Raw genomic sequence first — 21,576 nt, forward strand, 5'->3', positions numbered from 1 at the left:
CGTGGGGGCAGGTGTCGGTTTGACAATCGATGCTGATGGCAACTATTCGGTCCGGTCTGCGGCACGAACGTGTCCAGCAACGCATTGTGCCTGCCGAGCGCATACTCGGCCGGCACCGCGCACGCCGCATCGAGCGGCCACACATCCACCCCACGTTCGAGCCAGTACTCCAGCACCTTGATCACGCACTCGGCTGTGGTCGAGCGCAACCTTCAGTCCGCGGTGGGTGTGCGGCGACTAGCGCCGCCCGCACGACCTGCCAGACTCGCCGTGCTGCCTGGCATCCGGCGCTCGGACTCGGACGTGGAATACGACTAGAAGGGCGGTCCCTTCCTGTGCTTGCATGTGCGTCATGGTGTCTACTGACCGTTTGCTTGCCTTCGCGGCCATGTCGTTCTTGCTGATCGTGGTTCCCGGTCCCAGCGTGCTGTTCGTGATCGGGCGGGCGCTGGCGCAGGGACGGCGTGCCGCATTGACCACGGTTGTGGGGAACACGCTCGGCGCTTATGTGCTGATCGTGGCCGTGGCATTCGGGGTCGGGACAGTGGTGGAGCGCTCGGTTCTCGTCTTCACGGTGCTCAAGCTGGCGGGTGCCGCCTACTTGGTATTTCTCGGCGTCAAGGCGTGGCGTGAGCGTGGGTCGTTGCATGCGGTGGTCACCGGGGCGAAGGTCGCGCAGGGCGGTCTGCGGACGTTCTGGGAGGGGTTCGCCGTCGGCGTGACCAACCCCAAGACCATCGTGTTCTTCGCTGCCGTGCTGCCGCAGTTCGTCGACCGCGGTCAAGGGCATGTCGCCGTACAGATGCTGCTGTTGGGCCTGGTCTTCAACACCATCGCTGTTGCGTCCGACATGATCTGGGGGCTGGCCGCGGCCACTGCCCGGGACTGGTTCGCGCGCTCGCCGCAGCGGCTTTCGTTGGTCGGCGGAATCGGCGGGCTGACCATGATCGGGCTCGGTGTCACCGTCGCGGTGACAGGGCGAAAGGACTGATCCACCTCAGCCGTTCACGTGTTCGCGGAGCGTCCCGCTGCTCGTTGGCGCCGCGCGCCGGGACCTCACTCCGGAAACCGCGCCTCGGCAGTTGATCATGGTGCTCAGGCGCCGCGGGCGCGGAATTCGGTGGGTGTTTGGCCGGTGCGGTGGCGGAAGAACTTCGTGAAGATGGTGGCGCCGGCAAAGCCGAGTTGGTGGCTGATCGCTGCTGCGGGAAGGTCGGTGTGGACAAGGAGGCGTTTGGCTTCCAGGAGGACCCGGTCGTCGATGTACTGCTTGGCGCCGTGGCCCACCGCTGCGAGGCTGGCTCTGGTGAGCGTCCGCACGCTGTAGCCCAGTTGGTTCGCGTAGTCGTCGACACGGCGGGTGGAGGAGAAGCGTTCCTCGACCGCCTCGCGGAAGAGGAGGAACGCATCCCCGCCTGCGTCGGGTCCGCCGGGGGAGCCGTTGAGCGCGGTCAATCGGAGTACCAGGGTCGCGAGCAGATGCCGCAGTAGCTCCACTTGCAGTTGCGACGGCTGCCGGCTCCAGCGCGCGTACTCCTGTTCGAGCAGGTCGAGGATCTGGGCCAGGCTGTCGCGTCCTGCTGAGGCCGGCTCGGAAGCCGGTTGCCAGATGCCCAGTTCGGCGCCTGCCAGGTGGGCCGTCGTACGGCTGAGGAGATCAGGCAGGAACAACACCACCCGCCCATCGGCGGCGCCCAGGTCGGAGTCGTAGCGGTGTACCTGTCCTGGTCGGACCCAGAGCAAGCTCCCCGGGCCCAACGTGTAGTCGATGAAGTCGAGGGAACAGCGCAGCTCCCCGGACCGAACCGTGATCAGCTTGTGGAACTCCGGGCGCTGGAGGTCGTACGGGTCGACGCCGTGACCGGTGGCCCGTACAAGCAGGCGGTCGAAGTCGAGCACCTCGACGCCGGGCGGTGCGCCGACGCCGGCCCGGTAGGGCAGAGCGGTGATGGACAGTTGTCCGTTTTTGATCATCCAGCGTCCTCGAAGAGCCGGTACGACGCTCGCATCTCGCCATACTATCGGCTTCGCCTGGCCGAAAATGGCAACTGTCGATTCACCGGCACGGCTGGATCAACGTCGAAACAAAGGACCGTGACGAATGAACGACTATGGGCAATCCGGCTCTGGGGTGACTCCGCTGGACGCGCTGGTACTCGGAGGTGGCGGGCCGGTAGGGGTCGCGTGGACGTCGGGGATGCTGTTCGGTCTCGAATCCGCAGGGTTGCCGCTGTCCGAGTCCGGCCTGGTGGTGGGCACCTCGGCCGGATCGGTCGCAGGAGCCTGGCTGACAATGGACCAGCCCGGTCTGCAAGCGTTGCCGGGCCTGATGCAGAAGCGCGCCGCCTGGCATGCCAAGAACGCCGGGGCCGGCCTCGGCGATCGAAGTCTGCTGCGCCGCCTGGCCGGCGGCGGGCCCGACGACCCGGACCGCGCCGTACGGATCGGCCGGGCCGCCATCGCCGCGATCCCACCGATCTCGGTGGACGAGGCGGAGCACCTGTGGGAGCAGGCCTTGCCAACAGGCCCGTTTCCGCCCCAGCTGCGGATCGTCGCGGTCAACGCCGAGACCGGCGCCGCGCGTGGCTGGTCGGCGTCCGACAACATCCCGTTGGGGGTGGCGGTGTCGTGCTCGACCGCGGCACCTGGCGCCGCACCACCGGTCACCGTGGCGGGATCGGTATGGATCGACGGCGGCGTCCGTTCCGGCACCAACGCCGACCTGCTGCTCGATCCGGACTGGGCAGCTCTGCCGGCCGATTCGTCTCCGGGCCGCGTGCTCGTCCTGGCGCCGATGCCGTCCGAGGCCCTCGCCCGCGAACAGGCGGCCCTCGCCGAACACGGTCACCACGTGCGTGTGATCGTCGCAGAGCCGTTCTACGAGACTCCGCTCGACCTGCTCGACCCCCGCTTCGTCGACATCGCGGCAGCCGCGGGAACCAACCAGGCCAAGGACATCAGCGACGACCTGGCGAACTGGTGGAACCAATGAGCAGTCCCGATCCGCATCGCCAACCGCGACCTCTACGCACCGTCAATCCATTGCGTGGCGTCGCCAGCGACTCGGCGTACGTCGCTGGCTCGCCTCGAGGTCTGGGTCGTTCAGACAAGCAGCGGCGGTGGACCATCTCTGGTTGGAGCGGCCGCGCGCTACTGAGTGAACGCGCGCGGCCTGGCATGCCCCGTCTCGGGCGGAACTCACGCCTGGTTGGTTGGTGCTCCCACTCCGTGAAGTCATGCGACGGAATCCTGCGCGGCGCAGCGACTGGGAACTCTCCACGATGAACCGCGCAGACCCCCGCCCAGGTTGCGTACCTGTCTGCCGGGGTTGCTGTGGTCTGGCCGCTAGGCGGGTGGCGCTCAGGTGGAGGCGCTGGTCGGTGCGGTGATGACGCGGTTGCGGCCGGCTTCCTTGGCGGCGTACATCGCGGTGTCGGCCGCGAGCAGGGCGGCGTTGATGTCGGGGCCGGCGTCGGGGTAGGTGGCGGCGCCGATGGAGCAGGTCAGGCCGTCGACGACGGCCGGTCCGTTGCTGGTGGCAACCTCGACGGTCAGGGCGGCGATGCGGCGACGGATCCGCTCGCCGGTTGCGGTGGTGTCGGCCGCGGTGGTGTCGGGCAGGAGTGCGGCGAACTCTTCGCCGCCGAGGCGGCCGAGTTGGTCGTCGCCGCGCAGCTCGTGGCGCAGTTCGTCGGCGATTGCTGTGAGGACGGTATCGCCGGCGGCGTGCCCGTACGTGTCGTTGACGGTCTTGAAGTGGTCCAGGTCGATGTAGAGCACGCCGAGCGGCGTACCGCCGCGTTCGGCCCGGGCGATCTCGGTCGCGGCCAGCTGGTGCCAGAACGCCAGGTTGGCGACCCGAGTCAGTGGGTCGGTGCGGGCGGCGTCCTGGAAATGGCCGACGAGCAGGGCGCGGTGGAGCGCGAGGACGGTCACAAGGAGTGCGGCCAGCGTCCAGGGCTGGCCACTGATCAGCGCGGCGATCGCGATGCCGAGCCCGAGGGCTCCGGCCACGATGAACTGGTCGGCCAACCGTCCGAGCGCCTTGCCGGCTTCTCCGGTGGGGTTGGACAGCATGATCGCCCCGACGACGAGCGCGTAGTTGACGAACCAGTAGGCCAACGCGGCGGTGCCGACAGCGACAAGCCCGAGCGGGCCGTGCGGGTAGCCCGGGTAGGGGTCTGGGCTGATCGCGGTCAGGAAGACCGCGCCGGTCGCGGCCGCGAGCACGATCGTGGAGGCGGAGAAGTACCAGCGGTACGGCGGGACGCGGCTCAGCCGCAGCCACGAGTGGACGTAGGTCGTCACGATCAGCACGACGGCCAGCGGCGGCGGCAGGACGAGGATTCCTGCGAAGGTCCACATCCCTTTCAGGTTGACGTACGGCGGGCCGACGGTGGTGCGTTCGCGCAGCCGCTCGATGCGCAGCGAGCCTTCGATGTGGATCGCAGACCCGGCCGCGAGGATGGCGAGCCAGCGCCAGTGACTCGCGGTGAGGTCGACGAGATTGATCGTGGCCGCGATCGCCGCGAGCGCGAGCAGGTCGACGGCCAGGACGTAGCCGAGCACGGGCCGCGAAACGGACCACAGGTCCCAGCGCGCCGGCGACCAAGCTGCATCGGTTCGTCTGCGGCGCCTGCGCTGCCGCGCCCAATGGCGGATACTCGGCATGGAATCCCCACCCTCACTGTGGTCCCCGGTGATCAGAGTAGCTGTCGCGTCACGGATTGTCAGCGGCGGCTCGATCGTCCAGGCGGGCACCCCGGTTTGCCGGGAGGAGGTGCGTCGCCATGCGGAACAACGACTGGAACTGATCATTCCCTCGTTGAGCAACCCTACGTTCCCCAGCCGCAGCCGGCTGGTCGCCCTCCTGCGCCGTGCCCCGGATCAGTCGTCGCGGCGCAGGAGCAGCTCTCGGTCGGCGACAAGCCGGCGGAGGGCCGGCGTACTGGCGGACGGCTGCAGCTTGCGGGGACGCTCAGGCTGGTCGCGCGCAGGTGTACATGACGGTGCGGATGCGTCGCTCGGCGAGGTTGGCGACCTGGTTCGCGGCCATCTGGCCGAACGTGTCGCCGAGGAAGGCTGCGAAGGTGACCGGAGGTGGTCCGTCGCGCTGGATTCGGGCACGCATCTGCTGGAACCACACGAGGCTTTCGTCCGAGGAGTCGACTTCCGAGATGACTTCAAAGCCTGCAGCTGGGAGCAGTTCGCGCATGTCTTCGGGGGTCGCGAGAAAGCTCGTCGAGGAGTCGTTTGCCCACGGCACCGGGTAGTGGACGGCACCGCCTTCACCTTGGAGTACGTCGTACGCCACGAACCGGCCGCCGGGCCGGAGCACGCGGAAGGCTTCGGCGTACAGCGCATGCTTGCCGGAAATGTTCATCGCCACGTGCACTGTCAGCGCCGCGTCCATCGTCGCGTCCGGCAGACCGGTGGCGGTGGCGTCACGGACCAGGAATCGGGTGCGTTCCGAGAGGCCTGTCCAGTCCGAGAATGCCGTCGCCACCTCGCAGAATTCTGCCGTCAGATCGACGCCGGTGACCGTGCACCCGGTCAGCTCGGCGAGCGTTCGTGCAGGCCCGCCCAGCCCGCTGCCGAGGTCGAGCACCTGGGATTCGGAGGTGAGGGCGAGTGCCTCGAGGATTTCCAGCGATGCTGCCCGACCGCGGATGTGGAACTCGTCGACCGGAGCGAGGTCGGCCGGTCGCAGCGTCGCGCGGTCCAGACCGGCGGCATCCAAGGCGGACCCGATGGTCGCCAATAGCCCGCCGGGGCCGCCGTAGAACCGCGAAACCTCGTTCATCACGCCATCGTCGCACCGAGTGCCCCCGCCGTCGACGGGAAGTTCCTCCTTCCGGGGCGAGCCGGGATGACAGGAGCGAGTCCAGTGCGGGCGTCGCCGCCGGCGCCTCGGCCTTGTCGGTGCCGCAGGCAACGGTCGCCTACCCGGCGGCCGCCGTTGGCTCCGGTACGTCGCTGTCGTCCCACTCAACACCGTCCAGACGGCCGCCCCCTCCTACCCTCCAAGCCGCATCCGACCTCTACGGCGCGGCCAGCGTCGAATACCAAACGGTCAGCAAAGCCTGGGCCGCCGGCAACGTCACCGCCGCCAACCGCTGAGCCACAGATCAGCGCCCTCAGTCACGTGCTTCGGCGACGCCTTCGCGATCACTGAGGCCGGTGGGGGAGAGGTCGTCGAGGATCAGGCGATGTGGCGGCGCCAGTTGGGGTTTGGCCGGCCAGGCCGCTGAGCATGCCGAGCAGTTGCTGCACGTCGTCCGCGGTCAGGGCACCCGAGCCGTATACCCGGCGTTGCAGGTGGTGACCCATGACTAGCCCGGCTTGTTCGCGGTCGATTGCCAGGACTGTCACCCCGGCGGCTCGACCACACTCCGAACGGCGGTCAGCAGTGCGGCCCGATGCTCGCTCAGGCGATCGGTGTCGTCGTCGGCCACCGCCCGCAGCCCCGCCGGCGCACTCAACCAACTCTCGGTCATCCGCAGCACGATCGCGAACAGGTCCACCGCTGGGATGTCGGCCCGCAGCCGCCCTTCGCGTTGCGCGGTCTCGACCAGTTCGACCCGCTCGCGATAACTCGCCAACTCCGCCTCGGTCGGCTCGGCTCGTTCGAACCCACGCCAGATGGCGATCCGCCGAGCCGCCGGATTGGCCAGGACGTAGTCGAACCGGCGGGCCGCGAACGCGGTCAGATCCCCTTCGTCCAGCGGAATGGCCTTGACCACCGTCCGCGCCTGCTCGTCCACGACCGCGTCGAACAGCGCGTCCTTGTCCCCGAAGTACACGTAGATAAGCCTCTTGTTGGCTCCCGCACGCTCGGCGATGCGGTCGATTCGGGCACCGGCGAGTCCGTACTCCGCGAATTCCTCGGTCGCGGCTTGCAGCAGCAGCGCTTTGGTCGCCCCGGAATCGCGGGGACGCCGTTTACGCTCAGCGGTCGGCTCGGTCATGCGGTTCACCCTCTCATCTGTGTCACGCACCGACGATCGCGGTCAGCTCGTCCAGCCCCCGCGCACCGCCGACGGCTCGCTCGATCACCAGGCCAGCGGGCCGGCGGCGTCGAAGAACTGGCCGGTCGGTCCGTCCGGGCCGAGCTGTGCCAGCCGGACGATGACCTCCGCGCCCTCCTCGACTGTCTGCGTACCGGAGTTGTGATTCAGGTCGGTCTTGGTGAAACCAGGGTCCGCCGCGTTGATCCGGACACCCGGGTACGCCTTCGCGTACTGCACGGTGATGACGTTGACTGCAGCCTTCGACGCCGGGTACTCGACGGCCGGGTAGAAGCGGGCCGGGGACTCCGGATCAGCAATCCCCCGCACCAGCGACAGGCCACTGCTGACGTTGACCACGACCGGCGCTTCGGAGCGCTGCAGCAGCGGCAGAAACGCGTGCAGGGTGCGGATCTGGCCGAACACGTTGGTCTCGAACACGCTGCGCATGCTGTCCGCGGTGACCTCGGCCACCGGGACGAAGCCGCCGTCGGCCGCGCGTGGCTCGACCCCGGCGTTGTTGACCAGGACGTCCAGGCCGCCGTCGGCCTCGATGGTCTTGGCCGCGGCCTCGACCGAGGCGTCGTCGGAGACGTCGAGCTGGACGAAGCGGGCGCCCAGCGTGTCGGCGGCGGCGCGACCACGGTCGGCGTCGCGCGCTCCGACGTACACGGTGTGGCCGGCGGCGACGAGCTGCCGGGCGGTCTCGTAGCCGATGCCCTTGTTCGCGCCGGTGATCAGGACTGTGGACATGATGCCCTCTCCTCAGGGAGTAACTAACTGGATATATACAGCATGACGCGATCCAAGATCTAAGTCAATAGTTAGTTACTTAGCAGGCTTGTGAGTGGGTTGGGGGAGCGGGACGGGCAATACGTTGGTGCTATTGGGCGATCGGAACGCGCAGGCCATCGAGGATGACGGCAAGCGGCCGGTCGTCGGGGGCGTAGCGGCGGGTTTGAGAGGCGCCTGCGAGCAGCGCGATGACGTCCCTGACGTCGATGTCCCGGCGTACCGCCCCGGCGTGCTGCGCCTGCTGCAGTAGCGCGGTCAGGGCTTCGGTCACGTCTGCTGCGACCGGCGCGACCGCCTCGTTCGGTTCGATGCCGAGTTCGGCTAGCGCGTCCACGAGTTCGAGTTTGGTTGCCGAGCCATGGACAACCGCGGTGAAGAAGTCGAAGAACGCCGCTCCTGGGTCCGGTGATGTGGCGTGGTCGCGGGCGTCGGCGGCGATCCGGGTGAGGCGCTGCACGACAAGTGCCTGGAGCAACGCCTCCTTGCTCGGGAAATGCCGGAAGACGGTACCGACGCCGACGCCGGCTGTACGGGCCACCTCCTCGATCGAGGCTGCAGTACCTCGCTCGGCGAAGACCTGCTCGGCCGCTGCTAGTACCCGCCCGCGGTTGCGCTGGGCGTCGGCGCGTAGCGGCCGGCCCGTGGTCATCGACCCCGCCTTGCAAACGGAATGAGCAGTCCGTATTCTCTAAACGGAATCACGATTCCGATTCTAGCTCACTGGGTTCCGCGGCAACGGTAGGGAGACCGGCATGTGGCAAGCGGTACTGCTCGCGTTCCTGGCCGGCGTGCTGGGGTGCAACGCGTATCCCCACTTCGCCCAGGGAGTCACGGCACAACGGTTCCCTACGGTGTTCGGCTCGTCCCCGGTGGTCAACCTGATCGCCGGCTGGTCGGGCCTGACGCTCGCGGCGCTCTGTCTGTGGGGTGCCCACCCGGTGCGGCATCCGGGCTGGGCGCTGCTCGGCCTGGCCGTCGGTGCGCTGCCGATGGGTTTGTTCCACGCCGCCGGCCATACGATCGGCGCCCACGACTGACGTGAGCCGGCGTCGTACGCAAGCCGAAACCCACCCCAGTACGACACCAAATCCAACCCTGTAAAAGTGGAAGACCACGGATACTGTCGAGCCGATCGTCGCCGCAGTGACCGGGTCGCCGAGGTTCTGATCGCGGCCGGTGGCGAGTTCGCGCACGTTACAGTCCGGACGCTTCTAGCGACCGACGTAGAAGGCGAAGACGTTGCTTCCGTCAACGAACACCGCGAGCCCGCCGGCGTCGAACTGCTGGAGCGTGAACGCGAGCAGGTCGTTGCGCGGCGAGGAGGTCTTCGGGAGAGGTGTGGCCGACGTTGTTCCAGCCGGACGCTTAGTTGCCGGCCCGATCGTCTCGTACATGAGGTCGCCGTTGTTGCCCCTGACCCAGTGGGGGGTCTCGTTCAGTACGACGAACGTCGACAGGCCACCTCAGCGGTGACGGTGTCTGCCACAACCGGCAGCGTGGGTGACTCCGCTGGAATCACCCACCCTGGCCCTGTCCGTCCGTCCACATGCTCTGTATGCCTGACGTCAGCCCGGCGATTTCTCACCCTCGACCAGGGCGAGTCGAGCGCGACAAGCTCGAGGAGTACATCCAGCGGGCGTGTGAGGAACCCCGGCAGTTCATCGCGGAGCACCCGTATCCCGAGGCCGAACAAGGACTCGAGCAGACAAACTCCGACCCCGACGAGGCGGCCGCTCCGGCAGGTATGTCGAACCCCCGACCGCCGGCCGCAGCACTCAAGTCGGCACGGTGACCGCCGGACGCTGCGGGCGTGGTCAACGGTTCGATCAGCTGCACGGCACGGTTGACCTCATTGAGGTCAAGGTGCGCTAACAAGCGCAAAGGCTGGGTCCCGGTCCACCGGGGGCCCAGCCTTCACTTCCCGTCCACCCGAAGGTGGGAGGCAAGTCTGTTTACACCCACATTTGTGTCACGCATTTCGTGTCACTTCAACCACGCGGCCGGCTCGGTCATTCCGCCCCAGCTCGGGCGTGGGACTAGGCAAGCTGGCCGGCCGATCGGATCCGCGATCCGGTCTCAGCCTCCGGTCCGCAGCCGGGCCCGCAGATCGTCGACGGCCTTCAACCAAGCCGGGTCGTCTGCCTCCTCCCACAGCTCGGCCAGCTCGGAGTCATCCGCAACCACCCGGTCGATCGCCCTGAGCGCGACCGGGATCAGTTCGACCAGACCAGCGCGGCCAGACGCCCATGCGAGTGCGCGCTCGTTGTACGGGCTCACTCCGGTAGGAGCGCCGGCTGCGGCAGCGACGATCTCAGCCGCAGCCAGCGCCTGCGCACCTTCGGACGCCTCCAAGTACTCGCCACGTGCCGTCCCGGCGGCGCGCTCGAGTGCCTCAGCGACGCGCTGATCCTCGCCGGCGTCGGCCAGGTCACCGGCCCAGTCGGCTGCATCGTCGTTCCCGAACACTGTTGCGTCCCAAGCAGCCATGCCCGACACCGTACGACAAACCTGTCGCAACTCCCGGAGGCTCAGAGCCGATTGCAGTTGTTACGTCAGGCGCGACCTATGTAGACAGTGATGCGTCATCGCGAGCGTGACCACTTGAGGGCTCCGACGGCTGTCGGCCGGATGCTGGTTCGCCCGGCCGACCGGGGCCTCCGCTGACTACTCGGTCGACGTGGTGGGGCGCGCTACTAGAAGTCCGCGCTCCGCGAGAGCTTCTCGTTCTGGCGGAGCTCTGTGAGGGCGTTCTCGTGCATGGCGACGACGACGTCGTACCCGGAGTTGCCGAGCACGATCCGCTGCGGTGGAACGGCTGCGTTCATGGCGCTGATCACGGCCTGCACACCGCGGACGGGATCACCTGCCTGCTTGCCGTCCTGGTCGACGAACGCCGCCTTGACGCCCTCGATCATCGGTATGTAGGCGTCGACGGTCTCGTCGACGGGCTCCTCCTGGAAGCCGGCGTAGGCCTTGGTGCGGAACGCTCCTGGCTCCACGAGCAGCACGCGCACCCCGAACGGCTCGACCTCGGAACGCAAGGCCTCCGACAGCCCTTCGACAGCGAACTTGGCCGCCGCGTAATAGCCGAAGCCGGGAGCGCTGACGAGGCCTGCGACCGACGACATGTTCACGATCCAGCCGTCGCCCCGCGCCCGCATGCCCGGCAGAACCGCCCGTATTACCTCAACCACCCCGAACAGGTTCAGGTCGAACGTGCGGCGGATCACGTCGTCCCGAGCTCCTTCGACCGAACCGAACCAGCCTCGGCCGGCGTTGTTGACAAGCACGTCGATCCCGCCGAACCGCTCCTCCGCCGTACTGACCGCCGCGAGTACCTGAGCTGTGTCGGTCACGTCGAGCCCGAGAACCAGCACCCGGTCGCCGTACTGGTCGGCCCACTCCTGCAGTTCGGCCGGGCGCCGTGCGGTCACTACCACTTGATCGCCCTGTTCCAGTGCGGCCTCGGCGTAGGTCAGGCCGAACCCGCCGGGCGTGGCACCGGTGATGAACCAAGTCCTCATGAACTTCTCCTTCGCTATAACGTGTCATGTACCGCTGTCGATGGATGGGTTAGGCCTGCTTCAACTGCTCGACAAGCCACTTCGAGCCCAATTTGCTAAACGGGCAGTGGCATCTATCGCTCAGCGAAGCAGATCCGCTTCGCATCGGCAGGCTTGCACTCGTTCTTCCGCGCGGTAGCCGGCGCTGGGCGAGGGTTCAACCGAGGACGATGTCGAGCCGGTCGATGCGCTCATCCTCGAGCGCGAACCGGTAGTCCAGGTCCGCCTTCCCGCCGGGGAAGTCGCCTTCGAGGTGGTGGCTGACCACCCAGATCTCGCCGTCGCGATCGACCTTGGTGATCTCGCTGGTCACGGTGAACTCGGCTCCTGCCTCGGTGATGAAGCGTCGCAGCTCCGTGTCGCCGCTGAAGGACTCCCCGACGTCGGCGATCACGGCCTGCGGGGTGAGGAGAGCGAGAGCGGTGTCGGCATCGCGGGCGTCCTGGGCCTCCAGGAAGGCGCGGATCGTGGTGGGCAACTGTTCTGTGTGCTTGTTGGTATCCATATGTTGGAGCGTGCTGGCTCGCAGAGCGCGAGAGTCAAGAAGTGGACTCTCCCCCAGGGAGAGAGTGCAAACTGCTGCCATGTTGGCGATCGGTGAGTTCTCACGGATGACACACCTCAGCATCCGTACGTTGCGGCGCTACCACGAGGCGGGATTGCTCGAGCCGGAGATGGTGGACACCTCCAGCGGCTACCGCTACTACTCGGGTGCCCAGATCCCGATCGCGCAGGTCATCCACCGGCTACGTGAGCTCGACGTTCCACTCTCCGACGTCCAGCGCATCTTGCGCTCGCCCGACCCGGACCAACGAGCTGCCCTGGTTGCTCAGCACGTCGAGCGTTTGGAGTCCGAGCTGGCCCGCACCCGGGCGGCGGTCGTTTCTTTGCGACGTCTGCTGTCGCCGGAGCCGGCCCCGCTGCAGGTGGAGCTGCGCGCGGAGCCCGCCGTGACCGTGGCGGCGGTCGAGGACGAGGTCGGCGAGGACGACGTTGTGGCTTGGTACGCCGGAGCGATGGCCGAACTCGACGCGGCGCTCGGCCCGCCGGCGGGTCACGGACCGCCCGGCGGTCTCTACGACAACGCGCTCTTCGAGAACGGCCGAGGGCGCCTTCTGCTCTACCGGCCCACCCCGAAGCCCCCCACCCGCGGGCGCGTCCACCCCGTCACCCTGCCCGCCGCCGAACTCGTCGTCACTACCCACCAAGGTGAACACGAAGGCATCGACGTGACCTACGGCGAACTCGGCTCCTGGGTGGTAAGCAACGCGCTAGCAGTTGCCGGACCGGTGCGGGAGCGCTACCTGGTCGGCCCGCGCGACACCGACGACAGCGCCGCCTGGCGCACCGAGATCGGATGGCCGGTGTTCCGCGTAGCCAACAATCCCTGACCTGCCCGGCGCGGCCGCGCGCCCATCAGTGGCCCCTGCGAAACTTCCCCCGCCGGTGCCGAGCATGAAGGCGACGAGGTCGGGGAGCTCGGCGTCGACCGCGCGTGATCGGCAGCGAGGCTTGTCCGGAGGAGGGTGACTTCCTCGGCGGTCAGGGCTTTGGGTGGGTTCTTGGGGGCGGCCTCGATGGCTTCGATCTCGCGCGTCGGGTTGACCGCGATGGCGCCGTAGCGGACGGCGAGGCTCATCGCGCCGGAGATGATGGCGCGGGCGGTCTTGGCGGTGGAGGGGCCTGCGTTCTCGGTGATCTTGGTGATCACTTTGTCGAGTCGCTGGGTGGTCGCTTCGCCGATCCGAAGCTCGGCGACGGCCGGGCGGATGTGGAGGCGGGTCACGCGCTAGTAGGTGTCGTAGGAGGTGGGGGACCTCTTGCCGCGCTCGGCGAGCCTCTTGACCTCTTCTCCCACAGGTCGATCAGCAGGCCGACCTTATGCATTGCTGTCAGTTCGCCGGCGCCGCCGGTTCTTGCGCGGTCCTTGAGCTTGGCGAGGAGTGCCTGCTCGGCGGCGGACTTGGTGCGGCCGGTTGCCGTGACGTCGCGGACGTGGCCGTCGTGGTCGCGGAAGTTGGCCTTGGCTGTGTGGCCGAGGGGCTTGCCGTTGGCGTCGAAATTGGTGATCGAGGTCGACACCTTGCCCCAGGATCCGATCTGCAGCGGTGGTCTCGCCATCTCATGCCTCCAGCTCGTCTAGGAGCTGGATCAACGGGGCTGAGGCCGAAGATTTCGATAGGTCGGCAACGACGGCAACCGATGTGATCTGACGCACAGTCACGATCACGTAAACCGTCAGCCTGTGCCGGAGGCGGCAAAGAGGTGAGTTAAAGGTGAGTCGGGCAACACGAAGGCCCGGTGCAGATTGCGATGTCTGCCCGGGCCTCGGTGTTTGTGCGCCGCCAGGGACTCGAACCCCGAACCCGCTGATTTGCAGCCGAGGTTGATCGACCTGTGCCGTCAGTGGCCACGATCCCTTGCTGGTAAGGGCCTCCACCGCTTCTTGCTGTCTGTAGATGCTCATCATCGACCATCCTCTCGCGCTGATTGAGGTGCGTAAAGAGGTGCCCAAATCGCTCTACGCAGAGCGCGCCCACTAGAGTCCGGTCAGGACGTCCGTGGCAGTGGCCTGCTACTTTCGCCACGGGCTCCGCGATCCGCGAGTGTATCGAGGGCGCATCGTTCTAGCGGTGCTGAGTGCGGTCGGGTCCGCTGAATAAACGAGCGCGCCGTCGAGGTGATCGCTGCGCGGGAAGCCATCAGTCGATTCGAGATTTGGCGTGCTTGGGGTAGAAGAAGGTGTCATACGCATCTTTCACGTTCAGCGAGCCGCTGCGGACGGCGTCCATCGCTTCCAACAGGTCCTCCGGCGATGGCAGGCCGGCTAAAGAGAACGTGAAGGCGTCACTGCCGTACAGGCTCGCGTTCCCAGTGAACTGATTGAGAAAACTGACGGAGTCTTCGATCGACTCGACCCAGAACTTGACGAAGCGGAGCTGCCGGAAGGTCAGGTACGGCGACGTCACGTAGTCGTTGAAAGTTCCTCGAGCGTCCCAGCCGATACCTGCCGTAGATGCGGCTATGACGAGTTTCTGGGCGGTGAGTTGCTTCGAGAACTCGTAGCCCTTCCATGAGATGCGCGAGGTGCTGTAGCCGCCTAGATCCGTCGTGTCGACCTGCCTCAGTCCTTTGATCGCCCGATCCCAGTTGCGCTTGTTTTCTCTCCGTAGGCTGACGGAGTGGAGGCGGGAAGAGCTGATAGGCGTAGGCCGATGGCCGGCTTCGGGGGCGAACTGTAGAAGCCCGGTTCGATGTTTCGTGACTGACCATTGCGGGATAAAACCGAGGGTTGGCAGTGGCCCGGGCCGCTGGTCTGGGTCGTCGGTGTGCCGTCCGTGGCGGGATCTGCGGCCGCGGCGTCGACCGTCCGCACTGTGGAGCTCCAGAGTCATCTCCTTGCCATCAGATGACTCTTCGAGCAGGCGCATGGCAAATTCGACCACCAGTTCGGCGGGGCCGCTGTCGTAGCTAGTGTGGTTGAAGTCTTCCAGTAGCGCGGCCAGTAGCTGGGATGCACGGGGCTCGTGGACGCCGTGAGGAATGATCGAGAGGTCGTAGGAGTAGCGGTAGTTTTGGAGGTCTTCCTTCAGCATTCCCACGTAGAGACCGTCGCGCCTGCGGGCGGAGCGCGTTGTGCCGAGATGGTGCGACTGATAGAGCATCCAAGGAAAGGCGCTCTGTCTCGCATCGACGGCGTCGGTGTCAGTCATCGTCCTCGTCTTCCTCAATGTCACCGTCGAGGTCGAGGCGAGAGAGATATCGCTCGGCGTCAGTCGGGACGGTGGCACCGGCAGCGATCGCGGTCGGCCGAAGCCAATGGGCGTAAAACATCCCTTCGTAATTGCTCGACCGGACGGTGCGTAGGAGACGCTTCGCCTCATCGCTCACTGAAGCGGGCCTGCCGCCCTCTGTCGCTCCGAATCCACCAAAGTCGAACAAATCGTGGGAGACGCCGAGCTCCTCAAGTTTCTGGTGGGCTCTGATCTCAATACTCGAACGCGAGACGCCACCCGGCGTGAGTGCGAACAGCCCGGTGTCGGCGAACAGCGTCGCTGCCGCGCGCCCTAGCAGCGCTGTGGATCGGGTGGCACTTGTGAGTAGGGCAGTCCACGCTGACTCGAAGGGACGGAACAAGTCGGGAGTCTGCGTCACTTCCGAGAGGACGAGTGCGATTCCACAGAGTTGCAGGAACCTCAGGTAGGGCTCTGCGATGTAGGAGTTGATGAGCCGCTGGTCGTTGCGTCGAACGGTTGAACTCAACCGTTGTGTGGCTAGGTCGCCCGCCCAGTACAGCAGGAGTACTTGCTGGCGGAGCGCTTCGGGCTCACTTGGCTCGTCCGCGAGCAGCCGTCGCAGAACGTTTTCGTGTGCCCTGTGGTAGGCCCATCCGAAATGATCCGGTCGATCTGAGTCGGGGGTTGAGTCGACTGTTGTCGCCAACCGGGCTACGGGCAGCTCCAATTGGTCACGCAATGATCTGGCGCGCCGAAGAATGTCCGTCGTTGCGGTGTCAGGCCACCGATCGTCTTTTTCCCTGTGGGCTGTTTCGCAGTCGTCAAGGAGCCGTCGTGCGAACTCGAGCATGACCTCGAGCTTCGCAGCCACCTCCGTAGCGCGACTGAGTGCCGCCCCGGCGGCCCATGAGTTGGAACCGCCGACCTCAAGGACCCAGGGCCAGAGCTCGGTCTCCAGGTAGGCGAGGAGTTGCTGTAGCTCGTCGAGTGTCTCGGTGGCGAGGCCCCTCGCCATCAGCTGTGCCAGAGTGCTATCTGGCGTGACACGTTCGCTTTCAAGGGCGGTCTCGGTCGCCAGGGCTTCACGCGCGTTCCTCGCGATCTCGAGAACCAACCTACCGGCCACGAGCTGAGATTTGCTATTCGCGATGACTGCGCCGGCATCCATCAACTCGCTTTGCATACGAGCGAAGTAGTCGGTGTACCCGAGGCATGTGTTCAGCATCTCCAGGAGCACGAAGTCAACCAGGTTGTGAGAACTCGCCTCCCCGGGCAGCGCGAAATGCTTGGACCGTGACATGTACGACCGTTGCGCGTCACCCGCCGTGGGTGGCGTCTCGAGCGGTCCCCTCTGCCCGGCATACTCGCTGACGGCATTCATTGGAGAAAAGGTCGTAGCCGTCATCCACAGCCGCAGTTCGTCGAATTGGCCTCGGCCGCCGAGCGCTCGTGACAGAGGCATGAGGCCATCAACCGCCCTCTGGACTGAAAGAAGATCCCTTCCAGAGAGGAGGCGCTCGACCAGGGCGGCGATCCAGCGCTCAAACCAGAGGTCGTCGACCACCTGACTGCCGGCTAGCGTCGTCCCCGTGGCTACGGCAATGTCGACTTCCGAATAGGAGGCGAGGAACCAGTCCTTCGCCTGAGTGCGGGACGGATTCCATCCAGGAAGGCCACTCAGCATGTGCTTGCGGCGAGCGTAGGTCTCCCAGGTCAGCCGCAGGTGCTCTAACGCCGTGCGAATCCTGGGGTCGAAACTGGCTGCGATGCCGCGATCCGAAGCGCGTTCATACTCCCGATCGAGAATGAGTGTGACGAGATCGTCAAGCGTTGCTAGCTTTTCGCGGATCTTCTGGTTCGCGCGGAGGACAGCTGTCGGCGAGGGGTTGTTGCGACGGCCGAGCCTGTAGGCCCGATGTACCCAGAGGTTGAGGTCTCGCTGAATCGACGGGAACACTGAGGTCGGCTCGAGCGACACGAAGAGCGTGATCCAGATGCGACCAAAGGACAGCACGACTAGGGCGCCCGCGAATCCGGTGGTCACGAGTGTCAAGTGGGTGGCAACCTGGTCAACGACCGGCAGAGCCAAGGCCAGGCCCACGTACACCACCGAGGGCGTGAAGAACGCTACATACCAGCGTGTCTCTGGCTGCCGGACGATCTGGTCACGAAGCCGACGTGTGGCGTCCTTGTATGTCGTGGACACAACGAACGTCACTGTTGCGAAGTAGACCGCGACGAACACTCCGACGACCTCAATTGCTCCAGATGGGAGGGAGGCCGCGTCGAAAGTCGCTGAAACCGGCGAGGTGACCCACCCCGCTGCCTGTCTGACCCAGCCTGGTAATGAGTCTGACCAGGGCAGCGACCGGCCGTGAAGTCGAACGACCGATTGAGTCAGGATTAAAGCCAGGAGTGCAGGAAGGAGCAGGAGGGGAGATTTGGCGAGTGCCTGACTTCCGGTGCGTAGGAGAGATGTGTAGTCGGCCACGTTGGAGAGGCCCGCGATCCGCACCGACGCTGCCCGCATCCCCACGCCTTGGTGTATGGCACTTAGGCGCCAGTAGTGGCGTGACCCCATGGCTCGCAGATTCAGCCGGAGCCGCAACTGCGACATGCTCAGCCTCCGTCCCTAGATCTGGCGAAGCACGATAGACCAGACGACCCAAGTGATGCTATTTGCTCACGGACGCCGTGTGCTCGTCGGAGCCCGGCGGCCACGCCGTACCCAGCTTGATGTCAACGGCCTGACAGCCGAGCCGTTCGGTATGCGGATCGGCGATGCAACGACGGGATCTTGTTCATGGACCCTCCGGAGCACCTTCGGCAGCTAGCAGACCCTATGCTGAGCGCCTGGTGGCGAAGCTACTTCGGTACCGCACGCGTTTCCTGGTGGCGCTGTGCGCTCACCGTCAGAACCAGTTGATCCTGCCTGCAGGTCCTCCCGGGCACCGGATGCCGGACCGGTGTGGATTACAAGTACTAGCATGGAGGAGCCAGCCGACGATCGTGTCGCACACGGCGGCCACGACTGCGTCAGAGCTCAAGCTGCGGAGCTGGCAGTTTCCTATTCGGCCAGGCCAATGTCACGCTACCTCAGCACGACGGCTACCCAACTGGCGAGCGCAAGTCCGGCAGAGGTAACCGGAGCAGGGCCGGTTGCGTTCGTCCAGGCCGTCGGTGGGAGTCGCGGGGCTCACGGAGACTCGCTTCCCCGGGCTGGCGGGCGGTCGAGCCTAATCGCGTTCGCGGACGCCGTGTCGCCTGCAGCCGCAGCTTGCTGCCACCAGCGCTCGGCCTCGTCGTGGGCACCGCGGGCGGTGGCGCTCACTCCGAGGTTAAACATCGCGTCGGTGTCTCCGGCCTCGGCTGCGTTTCGCCACCATTCGTCCGCTTCGTCGTACTCTTCGCGCCTCCGCAGTGCCGTCCCTAGGTTGTTCATTGCGGCGGGTAGGCCTGTCATTGCGGCCTTCCGCCATATGGCTTCGGCCTCCGCGTGATTGCCGCGAGCTTGGAGTAAGAAGGCCAGGCTATTAATGGCGTGAGGCAGGCCGGCCGCGGCGGCTGTTTGCCACAGCCTCTCTGCCTCTTCAACTTCTCCGCGCCGGAGGAGCAGAACTGCAAGGCTGTTCATTGCTTCAGGCAGCTGGGCTTCTGCAGCAGCTCGCCACCAGCGCTCTGCCTGGTCGTCCTCTCCACGGCCATGGAGCATCACGGCCAGATCATTCATCGCGCTGGTCAACCCGTGTTCGGCGGCCCTCTGGCGCCAACTTTCGGATTCCACCAGGTCGTCCCGGAGCTCGGCTAAGAATGCCAGGTGCTCCATGGCCTGCACATGCCCGTTCGCAACAGCGTCCCGCCACCAGCGTTCTGCGGCCTCAAGATCGCCTTCTGCCTTCGCGACGACGGCCAGATTGTTCATTGCGTCGGCTATGCCGCAGGCTGCAGCTTGCGCCCACCACTGCGCAGCCGCTTCAAGATCGTCCTGCTCGGCGTAGAGAGCACCAAGGTTGTTCATCGCCTTGGCGTCGCCCTCTTCGACCGCGGCATAAAACCATCGCTCAGCTTCGACGAGCTCGCCGCGAGCTTGTAGCAGACCAGCAAGGTTTCGAGCTGCATCGGTCTGTCCCGCTTCGGCGGCCATCCGCCACCATCTCTCGCTTGCCGCCAGGTTGCCACGGCGCTTCTCGACGATTCCGAGGTTGTACATCGCGCTGACGTCTTTGCTCGCGGCCACTTTCTCCCACCAGGCTACGGCTTCTGTGTCGTCACCGCGCTTGCTCAGGAGAACACCTAGGTTGTACATGGCATCCGGCAGGCCGGCATCGGCTGCGCGTCGCCATAGGCGTTCCGCCTCAGCGGATTCGCCTTGCATAACCAGAACGACACCCAGGTTGTACATCGCGAAGACATTGTCGAGATCGACCGCAGGCCGTAGTAGCTGGATCGCGGCAGAAGGATTTTGATGCCCTTCGGCCGCGGCGGACCCCGCTGCGACGAGCTCCTTGGGCCGATCCCGTATCTCGTGAGCTATGGCCGCCCAAGTCACATCTGGGATTGGCCGGGGATAGTGTTTGGGCCAATGATCGAGCACGTAGTCGTGGACAACCAAGCCGGTACCGTCGGTCATCTGAGTTACCGTGCGGGTGCCGGACACGAGATCACAAGCCCAAATGAGACCTTCCTCGAATCGAACCAGTTGTGCTCCGTCGTCTGCCGGTAGGTAGGCGGGATACAACTCGCGGATGAGGTTCAGCGGGGCTGGTCGGGTGAGACCTGCTCGGTACCAATCTGTTGCTGCACGCACAACGGCAATACCGCTGGCCGGTGGTTGCCCCACTTGCAGGCGCTCGATGAGCTCTGGCCCGGCGACCAGATACTCGCCGAGGCCTCGACCTGTCTTGAGCGCCTGAGTCACGTCGGTCCGCTGGAGCCAGCTGTACTGATTCGCTGCCTGGTCGCGGTCGATTTCGTCCCAGCCGTCGAAGGAGACGAGGCCATGGTGTCTGATCGCCAGCTCAATCACGTCTCGGCCTTGGGGCCGTAGGTCCTCATGCGGAACGAGGCGCTGGTACTCGCCGTCGCGAATTGTGGCGACGACCGTGACACCTTCAATGTCGAGCAGTTGCTCAAGGAGCGCTGCGTCGACTCCAGCCGCGATGTGCTCCTGGAGATCGCTCAGCCAGATCAGCGCACCTTTGCTGACCGCGCCCGCGGCGAGAAGCTTCTGGAGCGCGTCGGTGCGACAGACCGGGATGAGCACCGGCCGGTCGCCGGACACCTGGATGGCCGCCTGGACGGTAGACCGAGATTTGCCGGCTGCGGATGGTCCATGGACAAGGACGAACCTCCGGTCCCGTAACGCAGACTGCAGACGCGGATCTAGGCTGTGCCGAGAGGCATAGGGAAGGTGGCTCTGGGCACCGCCCAGAGCATCCCTGGGATCTCTCACTCCGAGGTCGCTCAGCGAGACTTGGGAGAGGCGCGGAACGAGCCCGCGGTTGCCACCCTCGGTAAGATCTTTGATGGTCGATCGCTGCCTTGAGAAGGCAGCTGGCCCCCAACGCCAGAGACCCGTGACGATGACGCCGACCAGAGTGACAGCGGCGATGATCGTGCCAACGATCTGCGCCGCGTCTACCGGATTCGAGCTGGACAAGACACCGATCAGGACAGCGCAGGCGAGGACCGCCACCGTTGCAGACGATGCGATCGCCACGGTGGTCCGAATCGAAGGCCGCACAGGGCAGAGCATCGCACATGAGTTTCCGGATGTCCGCAGGTCGACGCCGATTACCCGGGCAGCCGTCAGAGGGGCGCGGCCTCCGGCGAATCAGACTGTCCTCGAACCGGTCGAGCGTCGGCTGTCTCAGTTCTGGCTGGCTGTTTCGGGCTGAGCTGGTTCCAGAGGCTGGGATTCAGGCGACCGTGATCGTCCTCCGGTGACCGGCCCGCAGCGGCTGACGATGGCCGGCCAGATCGCGAAGACGCTGGTGATTGGCGCCGTGCCGCCCGCAGTCGTCACTGCCTCGGGAAAGTTTGGCATGGCGGTTGGCGGAGCGTCGGGTGGTGCGCTCAAATTCTTTTGCGTCATTTGGGTTGCGGTGACCTGGATGTTGCAGCTGGATCCGCTCTTCAGCCAGAAGCTAGCGATTTTGCGGGAAGTCACCTCGACGATACGGACCCGCGCCGAGGAGAAGTAGCTGCGACCGCACAGCCGGAGCCGGACGACCAGACGATGAAGCCTCGCTGGGCCTTTGCACGTTGTCTGTGGATGGAACCATCGTTTGCTTATGGCGTCAGCTTCGCTGTGGAGCTGCTGCCTGCGGGGAAGACTTCCGTTCGCAATACTTCTGCGCCAGACTGCAAGCCTTTCGTACGGGACTGCCCCCGGTTCGGTTGACTCCTGATCTGTGAGGACTTGGGTCCTTGCTGGAAGGATGTCTGTCATGCCGAAAGCTTTTCCTGAGGAGT

The 21,576-nt window shown here is 65.8% G+C and carries 21 protein-coding genes; 6 read left to right on the forward strand and 15 right to left on the reverse strand.

Annotation, left to right across the window (positions count from 1 at the left end; genetic code table 11):
• Positions 1 to 352: 352 nt before the first annotated feature.
• On the forward strand, positions 353 to 991 hold the full coding sequence (locus tag ABZS29_RS26315; protein ID WP_355465519.1) for a LysE family translocator: 639 nt from the start codon (positions 353 to 355) through the stop codon (positions 989 to 991).
• A gap of 104 nt (positions 992 to 1,095) precedes the next feature.
• On the opposite strand, the gene ABZS29_RS26320 is transcribed toward ABZS29_RS26315, so the two are convergent.
• Positions 1,096 to 1,974 carry an AraC family transcriptional regulator gene (locus ABZS29_RS26320; RefSeq protein WP_355465521.1) on the reverse strand — a complete coding sequence of 293 codons (879 nt, stop codon included), beginning with the start codon at positions 1,972 to 1,974 and terminating at the stop codon, positions 1,096 to 1,098.
• Between the two features lie 127 nt (positions 1,975 to 2,101).
• Between ABZS29_RS26320 and ABZS29_RS26325 the strand changes: the two genes are divergently transcribed.
• Complete coding sequence (locus ABZS29_RS26325) at positions 2,102 to 2,992, forward strand: patatin-like phospholipase family protein (RefSeq protein ID WP_355465523.1); 891 nt, start codon at positions 2,102 to 2,104, stop codon at positions 2,990 to 2,992.
• Positions 2,993 to 3,360: 368 nt separating this feature from the next.
• Here the strand turns inward: ABZS29_RS26325 and ABZS29_RS26330 are convergent, their stop codons facing one another.
• The 5 genes from ABZS29_RS26330 to ABZS29_RS26350 all read right to left on the reverse strand — a co-directional run bounded on the left by ABZS29_RS26330 (position 3,361) and on the right by ABZS29_RS26350 (position 8,451).
• On the reverse strand, positions 3,361 to 4,671 hold the full coding sequence (locus ABZS29_RS26330; RefSeq protein ID WP_355465525.1) for a GGDEF domain-containing protein: 1,311 nt from the start codon (positions 4,669 to 4,671) through the stop codon (positions 3,361 to 3,363).
• 307 nt (positions 4,672 to 4,978) lie between these two features.
• Positions 4,979 to 5,803 (reverse strand): class I SAM-dependent methyltransferase, encoded by an 825-nt coding sequence (locus tag ABZS29_RS26335; protein ID WP_355465527.1) that lies wholly within the window; start codon positions 5,801 to 5,803, stop codon positions 4,979 to 4,981.
• 565 nt (positions 5,804 to 6,368) lie between these two features.
• A complete protein-coding gene (locus tag ABZS29_RS26340; RefSeq protein WP_355465529.1) occupies positions 6,369 to 6,968 on the reverse strand; it encodes a TetR family transcriptional regulator in 600 nt (199 codons plus the stop codon).
• Between the two features lie 84 nt (positions 6,969 to 7,052).
• A complete protein-coding gene (locus tag ABZS29_RS26345) occupies positions 7,053 to 7,760 on the reverse strand; it encodes an SDR family NAD(P)-dependent oxidoreductase (RefSeq protein WP_355465531.1) in 708 nt (235 codons plus the stop codon).
• Between the two features lie 130 nt (positions 7,761 to 7,890).
• Complete coding sequence (locus tag ABZS29_RS26350) at positions 7,891 to 8,451, reverse strand: helix-turn-helix domain-containing protein (protein ID WP_355465532.1); 561 nt, start codon at positions 8,449 to 8,451, stop codon at positions 7,891 to 7,893.
• A gap of 103 nt (positions 8,452 to 8,554) precedes the next feature.
• Between ABZS29_RS26350 and ABZS29_RS26355 the strand changes: the two genes are divergently transcribed.
• Positions 8,555 to 8,839 carry a hypothetical protein gene (locus tag ABZS29_RS26355; protein WP_355465534.1) on the forward strand — a complete coding sequence of 95 codons (285 nt, stop codon included), beginning with the start codon at positions 8,555 to 8,557 and terminating at the stop codon, positions 8,837 to 8,839.
• Between the two features lie 174 nt (positions 8,840 to 9,013).
• On the opposite strand, the gene ABZS29_RS26360 is transcribed toward ABZS29_RS26355, so the two are convergent.
• Entirely contained in the window at positions 9,014 to 9,196 is a 183-nt protein-coding gene (locus ABZS29_RS26360) for a hypothetical protein (RefSeq protein ID WP_355465536.1), read from the reverse strand.
• A 161-nt stretch (positions 9,197 to 9,357) separates the two neighbouring features.
• Between ABZS29_RS26360 and ABZS29_RS26365 the strand changes: the two genes are divergently transcribed.
• Positions 9,358 to 9,594 (forward strand): hypothetical protein, encoded by a 237-nt coding sequence (locus ABZS29_RS26365; protein ID WP_355465538.1) that lies wholly within the window; start codon positions 9,358 to 9,360, stop codon positions 9,592 to 9,594.
• Between the two features lie 284 nt (positions 9,595 to 9,878).
• On the opposite strand, the gene ABZS29_RS26370 is transcribed toward ABZS29_RS26365, so the two are convergent.
• The 3 genes from ABZS29_RS26370 to ABZS29_RS26380 form a co-directional block, all read right to left on the reverse strand.
• Positions 9,879 to 10,289 (reverse strand): DUF4259 domain-containing protein, encoded by a 411-nt coding sequence (locus ABZS29_RS26370; RefSeq protein ID WP_355465540.1) that lies wholly within the window; start codon positions 10,287 to 10,289, stop codon positions 9,879 to 9,881.
• 206 nt (positions 10,290 to 10,495) lie between these two features.
• Positions 10,496 to 11,326: an SDR family NAD(P)-dependent oxidoreductase gene (locus ABZS29_RS26375; protein ID WP_355465542.1), complete on the reverse strand. Its 831-nt coding sequence runs from the start codon at positions 11,324 to 11,326 to the stop codon at positions 10,496 to 10,498.
• Between the two features lie 196 nt (positions 11,327 to 11,522).
• Entirely contained in the window at positions 11,523 to 11,870 is a 348-nt protein-coding gene (locus ABZS29_RS26380; protein WP_355465544.1) for a nuclear transport factor 2 family protein, read from the reverse strand.
• A 79-nt stretch (positions 11,871 to 11,949) separates the two neighbouring features.
• On the opposite strand from ABZS29_RS26380, the gene ABZS29_RS26385 reads away from it, so the two are divergent.
• A complete protein-coding gene (locus tag ABZS29_RS26385) occupies positions 11,950 to 12,756 on the forward strand; it encodes a MerR family transcriptional regulator (protein ID WP_355465546.1) in 807 nt (268 codons plus the stop codon).
• On the opposite strand, the gene ABZS29_RS26390 is transcribed toward ABZS29_RS26385, so the two are convergent.
• The 5 genes from ABZS29_RS26390 to ABZS29_RS26410 form a co-directional block, all read right to left on the reverse strand.
• On the reverse strand, positions 12,666 to 13,151 hold the full coding sequence (locus ABZS29_RS26390) for a hypothetical protein (protein ID WP_355465548.1): 486 nt from the start codon (positions 13,149 to 13,151) through the stop codon (positions 12,666 to 12,668). The two genes, ABZS29_RS26385 and ABZS29_RS26390, sit on opposite strands and share 91 nt — an antisense overlap.
• Positions 13,148 to 13,486: a hypothetical protein gene (locus tag ABZS29_RS26395; RefSeq protein WP_355465550.1), complete on the reverse strand. Its 339-nt coding sequence runs from the start codon at positions 13,484 to 13,486 to the stop codon at positions 13,148 to 13,150. The genes ABZS29_RS26390 and ABZS29_RS26395 overlap by 4 nt, the downstream gene beginning before the upstream one ends.
• A 581-nt stretch (positions 13,487 to 14,067) precedes the next feature.
• Positions 14,068 to 15,078 carry a hypothetical protein gene (locus ABZS29_RS26400; RefSeq protein ID WP_355465552.1) on the reverse strand — a complete coding sequence of 337 codons (1,011 nt, stop codon included), beginning with the start codon at positions 15,076 to 15,078 and terminating at the stop codon, positions 14,068 to 14,070.
• A complete protein-coding gene (locus ABZS29_RS26405) occupies positions 15,071 to 17,347 on the reverse strand; it encodes a hypothetical protein (RefSeq protein WP_355465554.1) in 2,277 nt (758 codons plus the stop codon). Before ABZS29_RS26405 ends, ABZS29_RS26400 begins: the two co-directional genes overlap by 8 nt.
• 951 nt (positions 17,348 to 18,298) lie before the next feature.
• Positions 18,299 to 20,365: a tetratricopeptide repeat protein gene (locus ABZS29_RS26410; RefSeq protein WP_355465556.1), complete on the reverse strand. Its 2,067-nt coding sequence runs from the start codon at positions 20,363 to 20,365 to the stop codon at positions 18,299 to 18,301.
• Between the two features lie 679 nt (positions 20,366 to 21,044).
• Here ABZS29_RS26410 and ABZS29_RS26415 point away from each other — a divergent pair.
• A complete protein-coding gene (locus tag ABZS29_RS26415) occupies positions 21,045 to 21,305 on the forward strand; it encodes a hypothetical protein (protein ID WP_355465558.1) in 261 nt (86 codons plus the stop codon).
• Positions 21,306 to 21,576 lie beyond the last annotated feature (271 nt).

Origin of the sequence: Kribbella sp. NPDC005582 (assembly GCF_040605415.1) — a bacterium.
GTDB lineage: Bacteria > Actinomycetota > Actinomycetes > Propionibacteriales > Kribbellaceae > Kribbella.